General features: G+C 61.2%; 17 protein-coding genes and 4 pseudogenes. 5 read left to right on the top strand and 16 right to left on the bottom strand.

Annotated features, from left to right (window positions below; genetic code table 11):
• Positions 1-16: 16 nt before the first annotated feature.
• The 11 genes and pseudogenes from DVK06_RS16200 to DVK06_RS16150 form a co-directional block, all read right to left on the bottom strand.
• Positions 17-448, bottom strand: coding sequence for a hypothetical protein (locus DVK06_RS16200; RefSeq protein ID WP_121601051.1), 432 nt, complete (start codon positions 446-448; stop codon positions 17-19).
• A complete protein-coding gene (locus DVK06_RS16195; RefSeq protein ID WP_121601050.1) occupies positions 448-1,329 on the bottom strand; it encodes a ParA family protein in 882 nt (293 codons plus the stop codon). Before DVK06_RS16195 ends, DVK06_RS16200 begins: the two co-directional genes overlap by 1 nt.
• Before the next feature lie 532 nt (positions 1,330-1,861).
• Positions 1,862-2,071, bottom strand: a pseudogene (locus DVK06_RS18750) (homing endonuclease associated repeat-containing protein); the annotation flags it as partial.
• Positions 2,072-2,528: 457 nt separating this feature from the next.
• Positions 2,529-3,428 (bottom strand): annotated as a pseudogene (locus DVK06_RS16190) (SOSS complex subunit B family protein).
• Positions 3,429-4,095: 667 nt separating this feature from the next.
• Positions 4,096-5,391 carry a PQQ-binding-like beta-propeller repeat protein gene (locus tag DVK06_RS16180; protein ID WP_121601049.1) on the bottom strand — a complete coding sequence of 432 codons (1,296 nt, stop codon included), beginning with the start codon at positions 5,389-5,391 and terminating at the stop codon, positions 4,096-4,098.
• Positions 5,384-6,559, bottom strand: a complete 1,176-nt coding sequence (locus DVK06_RS16175) for a PQQ-binding-like beta-propeller repeat protein (protein ID WP_233561768.1) — start codon at positions 6,557-6,559, stop codon at positions 5,384-5,386. The genes DVK06_RS16180 and DVK06_RS16175 overlap by 8 nt, the downstream gene beginning before the upstream one ends.
• A 412-nt stretch (positions 6,560-6,971) precedes the next feature.
• Positions 6,972-7,541 (bottom strand): hypothetical protein, encoded by a 570-nt coding sequence (locus DVK06_RS16170; RefSeq protein ID WP_121601048.1) that lies wholly within the window; start codon positions 7,539-7,541, stop codon positions 6,972-6,974.
• Positions 7,538-7,906 (bottom strand): hypothetical protein, encoded by a 369-nt coding sequence (locus DVK06_RS16165; protein WP_121601047.1) that lies wholly within the window; start codon positions 7,904-7,906, stop codon positions 7,538-7,540. Before DVK06_RS16165 ends, DVK06_RS16170 begins: the two co-directional genes overlap by 4 nt.
• A 93-nt stretch (positions 7,907-7,999) precedes the next feature.
• Entirely contained in the window at positions 8,000-8,329 is a 330-nt protein-coding gene (locus DVK06_RS16160; protein ID WP_121601046.1) for a hypothetical protein, read from the bottom strand.
• A gap of 6 nt (positions 8,330-8,335) precedes the next feature.
• Complete coding sequence (locus tag DVK06_RS16155) at positions 8,336-8,686, bottom strand: hypothetical protein (RefSeq protein ID WP_121601045.1); 351 nt, start codon at positions 8,684-8,686, stop codon at positions 8,336-8,338.
• A 156-nt stretch (positions 8,687-8,842) separates the two neighbouring features.
• Positions 8,843-9,169, bottom strand: a complete 327-nt coding sequence (locus tag DVK06_RS16150; protein WP_121601044.1) for a hypothetical protein — start codon at positions 9,167-9,169, stop codon at positions 8,843-8,845.
• Positions 9,170-9,306: 137 nt separating this feature from the next.
• Here DVK06_RS16150 and DVK06_RS16145 point away from each other — a divergent pair, with 137 nt between their 5' ends.
• Complete coding sequence (locus DVK06_RS16145) at positions 9,307-9,897, top strand: hypothetical protein (protein WP_121601043.1); 591 nt, start codon at positions 9,307-9,309, stop codon at positions 9,895-9,897.
• A gap of 49 nt (positions 9,898-9,946) precedes the next feature.
• Positions 9,947-10,786 carry a DUF4870 domain-containing protein gene (locus DVK06_RS16140; RefSeq protein ID WP_121601042.1) on the top strand — a complete coding sequence of 280 codons (840 nt, stop codon included), beginning with the start codon at positions 9,947-9,949 and terminating at the stop codon, positions 10,784-10,786.
• Between the two features lie 44 nt (positions 10,787-10,830).
• On the opposite strand, the gene DVK06_RS18745 is transcribed toward DVK06_RS16140, so the two are convergent.
• From DVK06_RS18745 to DVK06_RS16125, 3 genes are all read right to left on the bottom strand, one after another.
• Positions 10,831-10,983, bottom strand: a complete 153-nt coding sequence (locus DVK06_RS18745; protein ID WP_158600099.1) for a hypothetical protein — start codon at positions 10,981-10,983, stop codon at positions 10,831-10,833.
• Between the two features lie 463 nt (positions 10,984-11,446).
• Entirely contained in the window at positions 11,447-11,635 is a 189-nt protein-coding gene (locus DVK06_RS19380) for a hypothetical protein (RefSeq protein WP_121601040.1), read from the bottom strand.
• A 135-nt stretch (positions 11,636-11,770) separates the two neighbouring features.
• Positions 11,771-12,652: a hypothetical protein gene (locus DVK06_RS16125; protein ID WP_121601039.1), complete on the bottom strand. Its 882-nt coding sequence runs from the start codon at positions 12,650-12,652 to the stop codon at positions 11,771-11,773.
• A gap of 148 nt (positions 12,653-12,800) precedes the next feature.
• On the opposite strand from DVK06_RS16125, the gene DVK06_RS18740 reads away from it, so the two are divergent.
• From DVK06_RS18740 to DVK06_RS19700, 3 genes and pseudogenes are all read left to right on the top strand, one after another.
• Positions 12,801-13,112 (top strand): hypothetical protein, encoded by a 312-nt coding sequence (locus tag DVK06_RS18740; protein WP_158600098.1) that lies wholly within the window; start codon positions 12,801-12,803, stop codon positions 13,110-13,112.
• 6 nt (positions 13,113-13,118) lie between these two features.
• Complete coding sequence (locus DVK06_RS16115) at positions 13,119-13,616, top strand: type II toxin-antitoxin system VapC family toxin (RefSeq protein ID WP_233561766.1); 498 nt, start codon at positions 13,119-13,121, stop codon at positions 13,614-13,616.
• Between the two features lie 9 nt (positions 13,617-13,625).
• A pseudogene (locus DVK06_RS19700) lies at positions 13,626-14,177 on the top strand (hypothetical protein).
• 7 nt (positions 14,178-14,184) lie between these two features.
• On the opposite strand, the pseudogene DVK06_RS19695 reads toward DVK06_RS19700, so the two are convergent.
• Both DVK06_RS19695 and DVK06_RS16100 read right to left on the bottom strand, forming a co-directional pair.
• Positions 14,185-14,407: pseudogene (locus DVK06_RS19695) on the bottom strand (hypothetical protein); the annotation flags it as partial.
• Positions 14,408-14,457: 50 nt separating this feature from the next.
• A partial coding sequence (locus DVK06_RS16100; protein WP_147438130.1) for an RNA-guided endonuclease TnpB family protein occupies positions 14,458-15,188 on the bottom strand: 731 nt, incomplete at its 5' end.

Below are 15,188 nucleotides of genomic sequence, written 5' to 3'. Positions count from 1 at the left end.
ACCACTTACTGCGATATCATTCCAGATTGTACCCCCACTCTTGGAGGACATCAACGACATCGTCTGTGTGTTGGAGTCCGACCAATAACGCTGCTTCCCGGAGATCGGCTTTTCGAACGCTCTCTCCAAGCCGGGCCTCGATGAGGGATTTCTGTTTCCGCTGAACGTTCATCGTCTCCTCTTGGAGGTGAAGCTGGACCGTCTGGTCGCGGCCGTCAGTGATGCTATTTCGCCGGAGAACCCAGGGGATCTCTCTCGCTGAAGTGCTGTTCGTACCGCCTTCGACTGTATCGTCAGTTTCGGTCTCGATCTCCACTTCGGTCGATCGCTCCTCCGGGCTGCCGTCCTCATTACCTACGGTCTCCTCCTCGAACTCAGGCCCGCTGTCAGCATCTTCCTCCTCCTCATCGTCCCACCCGTTGACGGTGCCTTCTTTGAATCCCCCCATCAGACAGTCACCTCCTCAGGATCGTCTAATGCGCCTGGTTCTGGCGGGGACGGGGCAGTAATTCCGCCTTGGGCCTCAAGGAACCGAGCAATCTGGTCGAACTTGGCCAGTGTCTCAACTTCATAATCACGACGCCGACTCCGGTGCGTTCGTACGAATTCGAATGCACTACACTGGTGTCGCCAGCAGCCTTCCATCATCGATGTCCGATCGCCGATAACCTCAGGCACCTCGAACGGCACCTCTTCGACGATCTCGTTCTGGTCTTTCGTCCCTTTGAACTCGATCGGGACCGCCCCGAGGACACCAACATCAATATTCAACTCGTCCGCGAAGTTTGTCGCAAGTTCTTCTAAGCCCTCAACGGACGCTTCTCCCTTTGCCGACGGCTCAAACGGAATGAGGAGGTTTCGCGTCGCGTAAATCGCATTATAGAGGTGATCTGACTCTGTCGCTGGCGGGTCACAGACGAGAACATCATATCGGTCAGGCACATCGTTTTCAGCGAGGACACGGCGGAGCTGCGCATAGATGTTGTACGCGTCGCCGAAATCCTCTGCCCGGCTCTTTTCGCGAGCAAGGTGGTCTGAGAGGTCCGAAAGCGTGTTGTGCTCCGGGATGATGTCGATCCCCTCAGCCGTTCGAATCAAATCGTCGAACTCTCCACCAGGGTTCCCGACGAGGTGACGAACAAGGCTGTCTGCGGACGAATCACTCCGATCGTCATCGACGTCGAACAGTCGGCTTAGATTACCGTCCTGTGGGTCAAGCGGGATCACTAAGACATCAAGCCCTGCTCGGGCGTGCGCACAGGCGACGTTCGCTGTCAACGATGTCTTGCCGACGCCGCCCGCCTCGCTGTAAACCGTGTACGAGAGCATACCTGATTATTAGATACGTATCAAATAAATCTATGCCAGACACATGTCTGAGATAGACATCTTAGATATCTCAGATACTTGTATATCTAAAATACCTTAGATTATTATCTAAGATTTTCTTATAACATTCGCTCGTCGCAGCCCACATAGAATAGCCGTTGTTGTGATCCTGCTCGAAACCCGGGTGTTCACCTGGTTTCGTATACAACCGAGGAAGCCGCTTTCTGGAACACATCTCTAAGTTATATTTCTAAGACACTTGACTAAGATAGATGTCTAAGGTGCCTTTCACTGCCACGCTAAAATCACTAATTGGGTTAGAGGTCTCTTTTAGCCGAGAGATCCAAACATACCGATAGATCTGATCACGAATGGACTTTGGGCCCTTGTAGCCTCGTGATTCGGGTGCGGACAGTTTCAGGTACGGTCGTGGGGTCAGCTCCTGGAAAGAAGGAGGCACGTCTGATAGTTTCTATCAATCTATTTGACCAGTGGATTAGACAGTCAGAAAAACTGGTGACGGTATAGAAGCCTAATCGTGTTGTTGTAACTCCTCAATTACCTCCGTTTCTGAGTAGGAATGATCGAGTGGTTCAAGCCCCGCCTCGTGTAGTCCTTCTTCCCAACTCCCGAACGTTGATTGGACGGCACCAGCTGTGAACTCTGTCTCTTCCTCGACCTCGGGTTGCATCGGCGATCGGCCTTTTTGTTCGGCGACGCGTCTGAGCTCCTCAATGATGTGCTCTGTTGAATAGCGGTGTTGACCGAGGGGGTCAAAATTTGAGTTGGCTTGTTAGCGGTTGACGCTAGTGGTCTCAAGATCAGGATCGTCTCACCATGGCTCAGAGATTGCTATTCAACACAGCACAATGATGTGGTCCGGTGTGACTGACCGCTTGTGGCCTGCCACGTGGCCGGCAATCTCGACCTTCGTTTCGAACGATTCGCCGCAAATATCGCACGTGTAGTCTCCTTCGACCTTCATGCGTAGCTCCGAGCGTTGGGCACGCCCGCACCCCTCGTGGGGTCGGACAAACACGCCCGGTCGCGCACCGTTTCCCCCGATTTCAGGGATAAATCTCAGACCGTGTCTCGAGGTCGTGGCTGCGCGCGCAGCGAAGCGAGCACGGAGCGGAGGGTGGGGCGGTGGGGTCTGGGTCGGTCCGGCACACAGCAAAGAAGAAGGCTGCTTCGATTGGTTATTCGTCCCACCAGCGGCCGCGCTCCGGGAAATGAAGCGTCGACCAGCCAGTAACGGCCAGTGAGACGCGTCCCTCGTACCAATTTTTCGCCGCTCCGTGGATACGCACCCGTTCACCTTCTTCGACCCAGGGGGCATTCAATTTCTCTCAGATCGTCACCTTCGTTTGCCCACTCTCGTCTGCGATGAGGCCGACTTGAGCGATAGCTGGTGAGCCACTATCCCAGAGCACCTCGATTCGACCTTCGACACTCACTTCTTTGCGATCGATGTCCTCGAGGGCGTCGATGGGCACGATGCCTCCCGGGGCCGTCTGCAACTCCTCGAACACCTGCACGACCGCACTCGTCATGTCCGTGCCGTCGACGACTGCTTCGGCCAGACGTCGACTGATCGCCGCACGTGACCAGCCATCCACCCGCGTCGCGAGTCGGTCTGCTTCCGTGTTCACCGTCGCCAGTTCATCCTGGGAGAGCTCCGCTCGAGGATCATCTCGTTCGGGGTCGGCCATCGGGTCCACGCTCGCGGCCCGCTTCTGGAACTCCCGCCGGCGCTGCCTGCTCCCTTCAGCGGCGACCTCCCGCGTGCGCTGCTCGCGACCGTCCTGCGTGCCCAGCTCGGCCTGGGCACTGATGCGCTCCAGTTCGGCTTCCCGCGCCTGAATGCGCTCCTCCTGTTCGAGGGTGACACCGTGAATCCGGTCCTGGCTCGTGTCCGCGATCCCATCCGGGTGGTTCGCATCCACCTTCGCCTGCGTCTCCTGGTCGACCGCGGCCTCGAACGCCGGCGTCTCGTCGACGACCGGGAAGCCGTCTTCATCGACCGCCTGCTCGTCCGCTTTTTCGAATGCCTGTTCATCTACCGTAACGACCTTGCGACTCGAGTTGGTACTAGACATTGGGTACTCACCGTCCCTGTGAAGGCGCTCGCGCGCCGCCACCGCGATGCTCCAACATCGCGGTTTTCCGACGACAACGACCGACAGAACCATCTGCGCGCTCTCGCTCGCGCCTTCGCGAGCGCCCTCCCGGGCGCGAGCGAGAGCGCGCCCGAGTGCGGCGACCCCAACCAGCACCGCGCGCCGACCCGCCCGGAGCGAGCGGCCAGCGCATTGCCCGTTTCGCCCGCGACGCAACTACGTCCGTCGCGGGGCGGGCCGTTCGTACCACACCAGCCAACCGATGGGGACCACTAGCCCAGCAATAGATTCCGGGCGGGACTGAAAGGGGCCGGACGCTCGACGTGCCCCGACGACGCAAGCACCGCAGGCACGAGGCGCGCAGCGAGTCGCGGCCGGCGAGCGCTCGGGGGCTTTCGTTGTAATGTCCACTGCCTCTCTCAGCTGGTGATTTTCCAGAATACGTTTACCTCGTCGCTATTCTCTGAGCATAGGGTCCCGCTGACGCGACGACAGGTCCTCCGACAGACAATGGGTGGTGAATGTATCTCGGCCTTCGATGGCCGTACCACCCGAATAGTCCTGGCTTCTCACGAGGTCAGTCGGTCCCGAAGCCGGGGAGAATCCTCCACTCCCATCGGGGAACAAGAGGACCGATACCGCCGTGTCACCCAGTTGGGAGCCGTGCTAGGCCACCGGTGTCGCGGTACGAAACATACAGTGCGTCATCGGCCGTTGTCACGCCGACCCGATAGGACTCTGGATCGTAATGCCACCGACGCGACCCGCTGGCCGGATCGTACGCGGCGAGTTCGCCCTCGCTGGCCACCACGAGGACGTCACCGACACGCTCCAGCGTCTCGACCGTCCCGCCAATCGCGATGTCGGTCGTCGTCTGCCATCGCCGGGTGCCATCGAGGGCGAAGGCGTCCAGCCGAACAAGGATGCCGCCATCAGGGTCGTCGACCGAACTCGCAACGAACACACCCGCTGAAGTCGTCGTCACGATCTCGAGTTCGTACCCGACGCTCCGACGCCACTGTATGGAACCATCATCGCGGTTGAGGGCGACGAACTCGTCCGCGCGATCGTCACGGCCAGCCCGCACGTAGACTTGCTCGCCAAGCCAGAGTGGCGGCCCAAAGTGGCTGGCCACCTCGCCGGTCACTGCGGTCTCCCACAGAACGTGCCCATCGCGGGCCCGTCGCATCCGGACGGTGGAATTGCGGACCGTCACGATTCGGTCACCGGCAGCCACAACCTGGGGATAGCCGTCGCGAGCGGGTGTCTCCCACAGCACCTCGCCGGTCGTCGGAGCGAGCGTAACCAGCTTCGTGTGCCGCTCCGAGTCCGTAACGGGAACGATACAGGCCGACTCACTGAGCGTGGGATACGGATATCTCCGGCCAGACTGTTGGAAGCGGCGTGTGCCGTTGCGTGCATCGTAGCCGATGATCGTCTGGTCGACCGGATCGATACCGACCAGCAGCGATCCTTGCCGCCCGAGCCAGCTGTTCCGGGCCCGCCCTTCTACGTGCCACCGTTCGGTACCCGAAAGCCCAATCGTGTAGAGGTCTCCGTCGGTGCTGTGGACGTGGACTGGGCCGCCCGATGTCGGGACAGCTGGTCGTGCCTCGATTGGACCACCAGTTTCGACGGCAAAGGCCCGCTCCCCGTCCGCCGTGAACGCGTGGAGTCGCTTATCTTGTCCACCAACGACGACGTGGTTGTCAGTCGCGGCTGGTGGGCCCGCAGCTACGGCGGCCGGGAAGTCACGCTCCCAGAGCGGCTGTACACCGGCTGTCACCGACTGGAGGCTACATCCAGCCAGCCCGAGCGTTCCTACTGATACGAGTGAGGCAAGCGCCTGGCGGCGCGACCAGTTTCGGCTGTCCTGTCGTTCGCCTGTGTCCCGTGATGGGTCGTGCGTATCGGCAGCAGCGTCGGTGTCGGGGTCACGCATCGGTGATCGCCTCCGGAGCGATCCGCGTCAGGCCGAAGTTTTGTCCCAGATAGACGGTCTCGCCCGCTACCTGTGCCCATTCGACGCTACCGCCGTCTTCGAAGGGTCTGCCATCGAGCGGGACTGTCCGGACGCGCGTGCCGTCCTGTTCGTGGATGTAGAGTTCGGTTGGGCTGAACGGAATACTGCCGCTTGGGCCCCGGATGCGATGCTTCCCACCAACGAGCGTCACCAGGCGGTCGCCGACTTGCATCGGCCCGTGGGTCACGGCGTTCGCGAGTTCGTCGCTCCACACCTCCTGACCCGAGGCCACGTCGAATGCTCGGAGCGTGTAGTCAGCGCCGCCGACGTACACTCGCTCGTCGGTCACTAACGGTCGTGCGAACACGGTGTTGGCCAGCGAGCCGCGCCACGCGACGCTACCGGACTCAGTGTCCAGTGCCAGCAGTTCCTCTGTGGCAGCGCCGAGGTATGCAGTTCCAGCAGCGGTTCCAACGGATGACAGCGCAGCGCCAATCTCCTGAGTCCATCCGACCGCTCCGGTCCGGTCGACGAAGCGCACACGGCCGTCGACGAGAGGTACAACCACACCACCGGACGTTGCGCCGGGAGCACCCGACAGCGACGCGGGCAGGGGGTGAGTGAAAAGCGTCTCACCGTCTGTACGGGCGACGCCGACCAATCGATCCGGTACGTCATCCTCGGTGCCGGAGATCGGGACCACGATGCGGTCACCGAGGTGGATCGGAGCGAACGCAACGACTCCAGGATCGGCCTCATCGATCGGCGCGAGCGGGCGCTGCCAGACGGTGTCACCCGTAGCCGCATCGACCGCGACCATGGTTTCGGCCTTTGAGATGGCATACGCCCGCCCGTCACCGAGGCCGACTGGTGATTTTTCGCCTTTAGCGACCGTCACCGTCCAATTCGTCTCACCGGTCTGGGTATCCAGCCCGGCGACGATCGGTCGATCCCGAAACGGACTGTGCGAGCCGGCAATGAGATGACCGGTCTCAGTCGTGGCGACGGATGAGGGGTCGTGAATTCCTGTATACCACGACCGCTGGATGGGGACCGACCCCTCACCACGGAGACCGGCACAGCCGGCGATGCCGCCGATGGCGCTGGCTACGACGCCGAGGGCACCACGGCGTGTCATGGAGGGCATATATCGACCGTTACAATAGCCGCATATCAGTCTTGTTTTTCTGGAGACAAGTGGTCTGGGCCAGGCGAAACGATGGATTCCGCTGCTCGTCCTTACCAGCTGCTTTCGTGAGCGCTATCGGACGGTGGTAAGAGCGTCCGGCGGCCCTGAATGGTCGGTCGCGAGCGACGCGGAGGGCGGCAGCGGCGAGCGTGGCGGGCCGTAAAGAAACACCGTTCAACCACTCTTGACGCTCAGTAACCCAGCCGACATCCTGGCGGACTCAGAAAGGGCGAGGCTGTCTCGGTCGTCCCCCGGCCCCGCAAGCACCGCAGGCACGAGGAGCGCCGGTGGTCGCGGGATGCCGAGCGGCCGAGGGCTTTCGGGTGTCGTCGCCGGCGCTGGGTGTTCGGCATCGTTACTCGGAGGCCGGTTACTCTTCGAGACGGCGGGCCAATTGTGTGACGTACGGACTGTTCTCCCAGCTCCGATGCGGGCTAATCGTCGTGATCAGCGTCCGAGCCTCTTCGGGGATCAGATGCCCGTTTCGGGCGTAGTCGACGATGAGCCGTGGTGTCGGGACGATCCGCGGGCCCTGTAGCACGGCGTGAATCAGTGGGAAGTTCGTCCCGCCGAACTCGTCGGTGAGAAACCCATCGACATCGAGCGCGTTCGCGAGAACGATCCCGTCGGTTTCGCCGTTGTCGAGGCCGAACGTCGGCCGGGAGTCCGGTGTATCCTCGCGCTCGTAGGGGTCTTCAACCGTGTAGTAGCTACGGGCCGCGAGGACGTTGTTCGCAGCCGCGGCGTGGATATCTTGATACTGCGTGATGTCACGGAGTTCGGCGACCACTTCTGGCGGCACGAACACGTCACATGAGGTGAGCAGATACTGGAACGGGTCCGGAGTGTTAGTGTCGACGGCCGCGTCGGCGCGGGGAACCGTGAGACTCACGAGCGCACTAGTGTCGGCGACGACCGTACGCAGTCGCTGGCCGCTCATCCCTCGTCGTCGGCTGCGGTCTTGACCGCTGTCGCGTCGCCATCGTAGACGTCGACGTCGTCGGGAGCAGCAAGATCGAGTGGTCCATCCTCGAGATCCGCTTTGAGAAGCCGGAGGCGCTGGGCAGTTTCGGCGCCGACCAACTGCTTGACCGTCTCGAACTCAAGCTGGTCGTCGTAGTACTTCGTCGCGACCAACTCCTGAAATGTCTCGCTGTCGGCCGTGTCTTCGATGTACTCCCGAATCGCCTCGACAAGCAGATCCGTCCGATCCTTGTCGAAGAGCTCCGCGATCGCATCCAGCCGGTCGACGAGATACTCCGGCGACTGGAAATGGACTCGTCGCGGGTCGTCGCTTTCGCTCATTCTATGTGCACGTTCTGCACATAGAGTAATAACCGTTTCGGCGTTTGCACAGAGATTGCACATGAAGGGGCTGACGGGACCGTTCGGCCAGTTTCAGCCGTCGTCCTGTGCGTTCAGCTCCTCGAGGAACCAGCTGGTGGCGGTTCCGATCCGAACGCCGTCGACGTTGCGCATCTCAAGACCATTCGTGGCGGTCCGAAACGGCTCGTCGTCGACGAGAACGCGGTGGATGACTGTGCGGACGGGTTCGGTCCCGTAGGTATCAATAACGGTCGCCATCGTCCTGTCGAAATGGGTATCTTCGTGCTCCGCTCGCGGGTTCTGCGCCCGGTGGACCACGAGGTCGATCACATTGTCGACCGATGCGTGGTCAGGATCCCCGGTTTGCTCACGAGTGTTATAGTTGGCCTCTGCATCAGGCATTGCGAGTCACTCCGCCGCGTCGTCCGTATCGGTCGTCGCCGAGTCGGTTGCTCGTTGCTCGCGGATTGCAGCCAGCGTCTCCTCAAGCGTGTCCACACTCTCGATCGCCGCGAACTCGTCGGTAATCTTGTCGATGAGTGCGGCTCGCTCGACGGCGGACTCGTCGCCGGCGGTCGTGTCGATCGATGCGACGCGAAGCGCCCGCGTTTCGTGCCAGCAACAGTCCCAACAGTCTCGCGTCACCTCGATCTGCTCGTCCTCTTCCGCTGCGAGGATGGCGTCGGACAGCGACGTCGACAGTGGCCGGTCCGGTCCGACCTCGAGGGTGACGGGGGATCCGCACGCGGGGCAGTCCATAGTCATCCCGATGAGCGCCCGTCTGTTGAAGATAGCGGAGCGACGGGACACCGACACAACCAGCGCTGCCGAGGTCGGGGGCTGGGACAGCTACGGACAACTGTGACCCTCCGGCGGTGGTCGCCGTGCCACTCCTGGTGACGACCGCTCGGCGGGTCAGTCCGTGACGATGTGTGCCTTGAGGTCACGCGTCCAGTACGTTGCCGGCCCACCGGGACTACACCGCGCACAGACCTGTATCGGGCCTTCGAGATGGCCGAGTTCGATCCGAAACCGTGTCAGTGCTGCGAGCGTGTCGACGACCAGTCCACAGCCGTCACAGACGACGTGATCGCGCTCCTCGGGATCCGGCTCCGACCGAATCGCGCAGTCGACACAGATCGGGTGGGTGACCCGCTCGTCTTGCCCCCAGGTGTGGGCCTCGCCAGTCTCGGTACCGCGCGGGGCGTCGCAGAACGCACAGCCGACGAGGGTCTGCTGCATCACTCGGCCTCCGCGTCGGCGTCGCGGCCGGCCGACCAGAGTTAAAACGAATCCGTTTCAGGGCCGCGAAACGGCGGTTCGTGGGGGCAAAAAACCCGTCTCGATTTAATACACCCCGTCGACAAGTGGGTGGTACCGTGTCCGCGCTTCCGTCATGGATCGACGAACGGATCGATCGGAACCTCGACAACACGCTCTCCCAAGAGCACGTCGTCAAGACGATGATCGAGTCAGATCGACCGTTCTTCTCCCTTCGACAACTGCACGCGCGTATCAAGCCCGATGTGAGCAGGGCGACGGTCCGAAATCGGCTACAGGAGTTACAGACGATCGATGTCGTGGCCACGGAGACGTATCCCGACTCGATCACCTTGTTCTACATTAACCATCCAGGATCGGACTGGCCGCTCTCACCGGAGGGAAAACGCGCGCTACACACAGATACCCCGCTGGACCGGCTCTCCACCCGTGGATTCCTCACGCTATCGGACACGGCAGGGATCCGCACGCTCGTACTCGCTGGACTTCAGTTGAGTTTGGTGCTGTTCGCTCTCGGTGGTGTTCTCACAATCGTCGGTGCTGATGTAAGCAGTACGCAGAGCGACATCGTACTGTGGGACACCGCAGTTGAGCTGCTGGTGATCAGCCTGGCGTTGCTCCTCGTTGAGCGACTCGCCCGCTGGGTCCGCGATCACTACGGCCCGCTAAACCTCCTCCCATCGGCGTAATTTGACATCGCGCAATAACATCCCCCACTACACGACCCTCCACAGCCCAATGACCTCAGCATCCATGTCCACCGCACCCGGGCCCGAACTGCTCAACGAACGATCGATTGGCGGTATACTCGTTCACCTGCTGTCGATCCCAACCGGCGTCGTCGGCGCCGGTATCGTGTATCTCGTCGCGACCAATGAGTTCACCAAACGGAACGCCCGCAACGCACTTGACTGGCATCTCGGCGTGCTAGCACTGACAGTGCTGACGTTCGGCTCCGTATTCACCTTCGCCGAACTCACCGGACAGGGCATCACCAACGGGATTACGCTTTCCGAACCTATCGCCGCCGGGGGGAGTTTCGTCATCTCGGCGTTGTTCCTCGTCTGGATGATCATCACGACCTGTACGTTCCTTGTTGGATTCATCGCGACGGGCAAAGCAATATTCGGTGACGCGTGGCGATATCCGTTGACGCCAGCGCTCGTCGAGCGGGTCAGCTCACAAGTCGAACTCCCCGGTGGATGGCCAATCGTCATCGTCGGGTACGTGGTGTTCACGCCGCTTGTCATCGGAGGTGTCTTTTTCGGGCCACATGAGGGAGCATCCTTCTTCGCAACTGTATTCGGCTTGTTTGGTCTCATCTTGGTACTCGCTCCGCTGACCGGTGTTGCGATGTATCTTCACGCAAAACGTACGAGCCTGACAGATACGGCGTGGCAGCCGCATACCGCCGTGTACATCGGGGCGCCTGTTTTCGTCGCTGTCCTCGCATACGCTCTCTCAGGGGCGTTTACTGACTCGATCAACCCTGGTGGCGACGCGATGTATGTCTTCCTCGCCGCGTTCTGGGTTACCTCGATCGCGTATGTGGTTCGGTGGAAAACGGCGTTGAACTGACAGAGTGAAGGCATACAGCAATAAACAGTCAGGAGTGACAGCGTCTAGTCCGGTCGGGGATCGCGATAGCCGATGACGGCGACGTCGTCGATGTCCGCCGTGTCAACCCGGGCGGCGTCACGGTCCTGGGCGAGCAGTTCTTTCTCGAACTGTTCGTAGTCGTGACTCGTGTCATCGTGCGGATCGGGACCAGGCATGGTGAGTCACGCAGCGCCCGCTATTGTGCGCTGCATGCCTCCTGGCGCAGATAAACAGTCTCAGGAGCCAGACATTCGTATTCATCGTTACCCCGCCGCTCAGGACTCGATCTGTGTTCCGGCGTCCCCGCTGTGTTCCGGCTGGGGGAGCATTCTCACATCTTGCAGGAGAGGCTCTCACTGCCTCAATCCGCTTCTGATCTGCGTTGTTGAGTCCGGCGGTCTCGGTGGCTTGTGATTGATGAGTTCGCACTCGTCGGTCACCTCCCAGTCGAGCGTCCCGAAGCAGTAGCTCTCACAGAGCTCGCGGACTGCCTGCGGATCCGATACGATCGCGCCAGTCGATGTCGTCGCATCTTGTAGTGTCGCCATGTCTGGACTTCACGGGATCGCCCCCGCACCCCTGTCGGGGGGGATAAACCGACGCGAGAGTTGCCTTCCTGGGCGTGGCCGGCGACTCCAGTTAGGAATCTGCATGGGCGTCCGCCCCGGCTCCGTCGCCCGGCCGCGTGAGAAGGCTCACCCCCTTTAGGGGATCTCTCGCGGTCTCGACTCGCTCTCGATCCGCGTCGTCCAATCGGTCGACGTCGAGTCGGTTGAGATTGCTGAGTATACGATGCATCCAGTACCCTTGTTTGAACTCTTGCTCCATCGGAAGCGCCTCACCGCTCGCCGGCGCGGAAAGCCCACCATCGAGAATGGCGTCGGGCTTTCAGGAGATCCTAGTCTTAACCAACGAACCTCGAGGGTACTCGCAGACTGTTGGTTAATCGACGCCACACTGGCGCTACTCGAGACTGGGGCCGTAACGAGCCGAGCCACACACCCGGCACTCCCAGATCGGTTGCCCCGTCCACGCCGCATCCGGGACCGACTCGTGGGTTTTGAACTGATGGTCGGTCGCCCGTCCACAGGTTTGACACTCGAGTTCCTGCGTCGTCGGTACCGACAACGCCTGCCGATCAGCCCCAGCTTCGCCGGCGGATTCGGTCAGCGCTATCGCTGGAACCAGCCACACCGCGTCGTCGGCGTCGGCGAGGACCGCGTCGAGACACGACGCGTCGCGGATGCCGTCCCCACGCTGGTCGTAGAGCCGCGTCGGGGCCTGCTCCTGGTACTTCGACACTCCCTGCCCGTGCCACCCAGTCCGGTCACGGGCGGCACTGAGAAGTCGCTCTCCCTCCGCTGACGACACCTGTACCGCGTCGGGGAGTGAGGGCCATTGCTCGGACAGCTGGCGCGCCGGCGCCTCGTCGAGGTCGTAGAGGAGCGTGTAGTCGTCGATGGCCGGCTCCGCCTCGTTGGCGGAGAGGAAGTTCGCCGCGGCGCCGCCCTTCGCCACGGCGCCGTAGAACGTGGTCGACTCGACGACCAGGTGGCCGATGCCGAGGCACGTCGTCGACGCGGCCTCGTCCGTGCGAGTGGCGTCACTCCCGAGATGGTTAGTGAGACAGAATCGGCATTTCGTCTGGCCGTCTGGGACTGACGCCCCACAGGACCGGCACTCGCCGTCGGCAGCCGTCGGCACATCAGAGTAGCCACCAGAGCTCGTCGCGACGCGTTGCCGCCGGGGGGAACCCTCACAGCCGTCGTCCAGCCTCGTGTCCGGAATGTGGGACGCCTCGCCGGTCGGCCGCAGTTCCTCGAAATCCTGATAGCGATCACGCATCGGTTGGTGTGGTTTGTCCCGGATTCGTATTACAACGTCAGGGCCAGTAGTCCGCCCTGTCTCCCGTTTGAATATGGGCTATGAACTATCTCATGCAAACATCTTATACTTCATAAGCAAGTAGATGGGAGTAGCAACTGGGGTCCCTATGAGCAGTAACGACACCAAGCACGTGCAAACTGAACTGAACGAGGACGAATACGAACGCTTCCGGGAGTTCGCGCGAGAGCACGGCCTCTCGCTCAAGGAAGCCGGCCACGAGGCGCTTATCGAGTGGATCGAACGCCAGCAGCAGGCTGACCCGAACGACCCGGCGTTCACAGTCCTCGACGACCTCGAGGACGAATCCCTCCCAGCGTCGGCGGCGACGGATGCCCGCGAGGAAGACGATCTCGTCGAGGAATGGGACGGCAGCGACGAATCGTTCACGCTCGCCGATGACCCGTCTGCGAAATCCTGAATTCGGATGGCTGAACCAGTCGAAACCCCTATTGGGACGATCACGCCCGAGCATTTTCGCCCGGGGCACGTCCGCCATCAGGTCGTCGTCGGGCCGAAGTTCCTGTACGCATTATTCAACCCACAAGATCAGATGCACGCAGTCTCGCGGGCGTTCATGGCCTTCGTCCGCGACGGCGACCTCCCCTATCGTCGCCTCATCGTCAACGATCACATCGTCGACGAGGCTGCCACACGGCTGAAAAAGCAAGCGTCGATGCGGAACGCAGCCTCGTTCCTGACGACGCTCGACGAGAGCACGCTCTATCAGGTCGACTCCGTCTCCGAGGACGTTTTCCATGACGCCAAAGCAACGTTTGTCGAGTGGACGGATCTGGATGCGTCGCTCACCGATTTTACTGTTGTAGCCCATATGGACGACTTAGGGATCGATCACATCCTTACGTACGACCGGCACTACGATGCGTTCGACGTGACACCGCTCCCGTATCGCAATCAGAGCTAAACGTCCCGTATGTCCGAACCCCCGCAGGACGGCGTTCAGTCGTGGGATAAGTCGATGAGCGCCCGCGACCGCATTCGGGCGGTCGCCGAGTCACTTCGGGAACCCCGCTCAGTTAACTGGATCAGCGAGCAGGCCGACGCCGCCTAGAGCACGACCAACGAGGAGCTCCAGGATCTCGTTGACCAGGGGCAACTGCGTCGCGTCGAGGCTGGCGAGACGACTCGCTATCAGCCGGACTACACGCGCCTGCTCTTCGAGGAAATCCGTTCGCTCATCGAGGAGAACACGCGCGAGGAGCTGCGCAACGAATTGGCGGCGATCACCGAAGAGATAGAGGAGTGGCAGGCGACCTACGATGTCGAGACGTGGGAAGAGCTCGAACAGTCGCTTGCTGATGGCGATCTCTCAAGTGACGAACTTCACGAACGCCGTGACGTGATTACACGCTGGGAAGAGAATCTGGAGGACCGTCGCCTCATCAAGCACGCGTTGGTGCTCTACTCGGATGTCGAAGCTGCTCGCGAGCAGATGATGGACCTGGCTGACCGCGCCATGCGATAATGCCGCCTCACGGCGGGTTTGATGCGCTATTCAACTGGTCGACGTTGTTGTCCTCGTACGCTGCCCGCCACATTGCGTGGACGGCACGTGTCACGAGTGAGACTTCAGTCACGTCGATACACGACGGTTCGGCGTCCGTCGTTGCGGCCGCAGGCGTGGGATGGAAATGACTTTCGGGCGAGTGTGTCCGGGTGACGATCGAAGCGCCAATTGACACCGTCGCTATCGACTTGACATCCCCCCGCGCTAAAGCGTGAGGATTCCTCCGTTGGGGATTCGGCTATCGACCCACGGAGGCAACTTGCGGGTTTGTGCGCGCTTCTTTGGGACTTTCGTGAGGGTGTGGTTGCCCCGACCAGTCGTGGTCGTCCCACTCGAATCGCACGGGCCGTGCCATCGGCCTGACTTCCATATCGCTGTTTTCTCGAAGGAACGTCTCTGACGCTGTGAGGTCGGCGTGTCCCTCGAAGCCACACGAACACGTCAACGTATCTCCGTGGCGAACCGTCTCCTCGTGGTCCCCACACTCAGGACACGTCTGACTCGTCCACACTTCCGACTCGGCTTCAACACTAATGCCGTACTCCTCACAGACGCACGCGAGGCGGTGGATGAACTTCTTGAACGCCCAGAAGTTGTGCGTCTTCTCATGCACCCTGACCCACCAGTGCGTGTCCAGCACGTCAGTCAAATCCCCCACGTACACCGTCGCCACGCCCTCGTCGTACAATCGTTCAATGAGGTCGCGCACCAACGCGTTCTGCGCGTGGTCACGGCGTTTCGTCCGCTGTCGGTACAGCCGTCGAATCCGCTTCGAGGAGTAGCGATCCTCATGGAGTTTGGACTGCAAGCGGGCGATTTCGTTTGTTGTCTCGCGGAACCGTCCGAACAACTCACGACCGTCGTAGAGGTACTGGTTCCCAGTGGTCGTGGAACAGGCGACGAGATTGTTCGCGCCAACGTCAAGGGCGGCTTCGTGAGAAGCCAGTGGTGAATCCAGTCGAGAATCAG

This window comes from Halorubrum sp. Atlit-28R, assembly GCF_003665955.1.
In the GTDB taxonomy this organism is placed as follows: domain Archaea; phylum Halobacteriota; class Halobacteria; order Halobacteriales; family Haloferacaceae; genus Halorubrum; species Halorubrum tropicale.
This window is presented reverse-complemented; position numbering and strand designations above follow the sequence as displayed.

Coding starts and splice junctions, on each gene's coding strand:
- DVK06_RS16200 (WP_121601051.1), bottom strand. CDS start 448: ATGGGGGGATTCAAAGAAGGCACCGTCAACGGGTGGGACGATGAGGAG.
- DVK06_RS16195 (WP_121601050.1), bottom strand. CDS start 1,329: ATGCTCTCGTACACGGTTTACAGCGAGGCGGGCGGCGTCGGCAAGACA.
- DVK06_RS16180 (WP_121601049.1), bottom strand. CDS start 5,391: ATGCGTGACCCCGACACCGACGCTGCTGCCGATACGCACGACCCATCA.
- DVK06_RS16175 (WP_233561768.1), bottom strand. CDS start 6,559: ATGCCCTCCATGACACGCCGTGGTGCCCTCGGCGTCGTAGCCAGCGCC.
- DVK06_RS16170 (WP_121601048.1), bottom strand. CDS start 7,541: ATGAGCGGCCAGCGACTGCGTACGGTCGTCGCCGACACTAGTGCGCTC.
- DVK06_RS16165 (WP_121601047.1), bottom strand. CDS start 7,906: ATGAGCGAAAGCGACGACCCGCGACGAGTCCATTTCCAGTCGCCGGAG.
- DVK06_RS16160 (WP_121601046.1), bottom strand. CDS start 8,329: ATGCCTGATGCAGAGGCCAACTATAACACTCGTGAGCAAACCGGGGAT.
- DVK06_RS16155 (WP_121601045.1), bottom strand. CDS start 8,686: ATGGACTGCCCCGCGTGCGGATCCCCCGTCACCCTCGAGGTCGGACCG.
- DVK06_RS16150 (WP_121601044.1), bottom strand. CDS start 9,169: ATGCAGCAGACCCTCGTCGGCTGTGCGTTCTGCGACGCCCCGCGCGGT.
- DVK06_RS16140 (WP_121601042.1), top strand. CDS start 9,947: ATGACCTCAGCATCCATGTCCACCGCACCCGGGCCCGAACTGCTCAAC.
- DVK06_RS18745 (WP_158600099.1), bottom strand. CDS start 10,983: ATGCCTGGTCCCGATCCGCACGATGACACGAGTCACGACTACGAACAG.
- DVK06_RS19380 (WP_121601040.1), bottom strand. CDS start 11,635: ATGGAGCAAGAGTTCAAACAAGGGTACTGGATGCATCGTATACTCAGC.
- DVK06_RS16125 (WP_121601039.1), bottom strand. CDS start 12,652: ATGCGTGATCGCTATCAGGATTTCGAGGAACTGCGGCCGACCGGCGAG.
- DVK06_RS18740 (WP_158600098.1), top strand. CDS start 12,801: ATGAGCAGTAACGACACCAAGCACGTGCAAACTGAACTGAACGAGGAC.
- DVK06_RS16115 (WP_233561766.1), top strand. CDS start 13,119: ATGGCTGAACCAGTCGAAACCCCTATTGGGACGATCACGCCCGAGCAT.